Annotated in this window: 2 protein-coding genes; both read left to right on the top strand. The window is 49.4% G+C overall.

Annotated elements, in window-relative coordinates; translation table 11 throughout:
* Positions 1-377 precede the first annotated feature (377 nt).
* Positions 378-728: a hypothetical protein gene (locus H6F50_RS00185; RefSeq protein ID WP_190414387.1), complete on the top strand. Its 351-nt coding sequence runs from the start codon at positions 378-380 to the stop codon at positions 726-728.
* A 176-nt stretch (positions 729-904) separates the two neighbouring features.
* On the top strand, positions 905-2,127 hold a 1,223-nt coding region (locus tag H6F50_RS00190; RefSeq protein ID WP_190424965.1), incomplete at its 3' end, for an RDD family protein.

Raw genomic sequence — 2,127 nt, forward strand, 5'->3', positions numbered from 1 at the left:
AGGACGACCGGATCGTTCGACAACTTCGACGACAGTTCTAACACTGGGGCATCACTACGAGCCGCCCCAGCGCCTGTTAAGATTAACGCCAAGGTTGTGGGAATAACTATCCATTTGCGAAGCATCTTCATTTCGTCATCCCCTTGCCTTTTTAAGGAAGTCTTACTATAAGTGTCCTACAGAAGTAAATAAAGGTGTTTCGAGTGTGTTCCTTTTCTTAAAGTGTCACGTATCTGAGAGGGCGCTAAAATTTCTTCTTTTTTAAGTCATGGTGTTGCTAAAACAAACTTTTGTTTAAATCACCAAGACAATACATGCTTGACTGTCAGTTTTTCATTTGTAACCGTCATTTTCGTCACTCACTATAAAAACAAAAGATGAATCCTCAAGAAAATCAAGACTGGGAGCGTAAACTCCAAGAACTAGATGCTCAAATCAATCAGAGCAACCCTCCCGCGCCAATGATAGAAACCGAACCGGGGAAACCTCTCCAGGTTCAACCTAAAGAATCTCAATCAATTCAGTCTCTGTTCAACAAAATTGCTAACTGGTTTCAAGGGCTTCCTGGTGCTGGTAAAGTTGCTGTTGTCGCCGTCGCGGCTTTGGTTGGTTTTGGGCTAATCAGAAGCGTTTTGTATCTAGTTGCATCCCTGATTAGTCTCGGCATCTTGGCAGGGTTAGTGTATTTGGCGTACAAACTGTTTATTGCCCCCAAGTCCCCCGATTAGCAAGTCTTAATTTTTTGGGTAGCAATGAGGACTATGGACTCCGGACGGGTATAGTCGTCTAAGGACGTAGGGCAGGTTCATTACTAATGCGGATCTTTACCAGCAAAATAAGGGTTGCCTGCCCGGACAAAATTTGCTAGAAGCGAACAGCTAACTGCTATTTGTGGAATGCTCGAATGGCTACCCAAAGCGTGAAAAAAAGCTCGAATCGCAAAAGCCCGTCTTGGCGGATACAGATGCACCGACTACCACTGGGTACCCGACGGGGTGCTGCCACGATTGTGGAAGTCTCGCTGGTGGTTGCGAGTGCTTTAGTTCCCTATAGCATCGGTCTTGCCGCCAAGTTTTGTACGAATGCTGGCGCGTGTGTCTCTCCGGAAACCGTTCCTCTCAACCCAGTGTTAGCAACCACCGAGGATGCGATCGCTCAAACGTTGGCAATTCCCCGACGCGCAAGCAACCAACGAGTTGCTCCACTCACCAATTTGTTTTGGTGCGGGGCGCTGGTGGCTCCTGTCCTGGTCGTAGGCTGGCAACTGTATAAATTGGGAAAAACCGGACAAACCTCGCCCAAGCGCTGGCTAGGCGTCCAAGTCGTGCAAGAATCAGGCGACCCGCCGGGATTGATTCGCGCGATTTGGAGAGAGGGAGTCGGCAGGTGGGGATTGCCGCTTTCGACGGCTTATCTGATTTGGCGCTACAGCGGTGCTTTTCCAGATTTGGGGATTTTGCTGGGATTGTCTGCTTTGATGTGGCTGGGGGAAAATGCGATCGCGCTGTTCAATCCCGAACGTCGCACCTTGCACGATAGAATCGCTGGAACCTTTGTCATCGATGGAGCCAGGGCTTTTGTACCCGATCGGTCGCGGAATGCTCCTCAGTTAAACCAATTGCCGGGAACCGAACAGCCAGCGAAGCGAGCAAGGGAAACCATCACAAGCATTGCCCTGACTTCTCAATCTTCCAAACCCTCTTCCAAGCGATCGCTGCGTCTTTGGGATTGGATGCGCCAAAACCCCAGTCTGACGCTGATAATTGTCGGCTTTTCTTGCATGAGTGCTGTCTTGGGAACCTTCGTCGGCACTCAAATGTACATTCAAAGTCAGGCAAATTGGCGCTCGTCCAAGCAACAGAATAACAAAGTGTTTTTGGCGCTGGTCGAGCGGTTAAGTCAATCTTCCCCTAACCAATTAGAAGAACGACGGAGTGCTATTCTGGCGCTGGCAAGGTTGGACGACTCGCGGGCGATTCCCTTCTTAGTAGATTTGCTGGGTCAAGAAAGGGTACCTGCTTTGATGGAGACAATTGGGCAAACCTTAGTCAGTACGGGTCCGGAAGCTTTACCCTACTTGCAGCGCTTAAATCTTTCCCTGCAAAAGGACGAAGCGCTGCTGCAAGG

This window comes from Coleofasciculus sp. FACHB-712 (genome assembly GCF_014695635.1).
Classification (GTDB): domain Bacteria; phylum Cyanobacteriota; class Cyanobacteriia; order Cyanobacteriales; family FACHB-T130; genus FACHB-T130.

Coding starts and splice junctions, on each gene's coding strand:
- H6F50_RS00185 (WP_190414387.1), top strand. CDS start 378: ATGAATCCTCAAGAAAATCAAGACTGGGAGCGTAAACTCCAAGAACTA.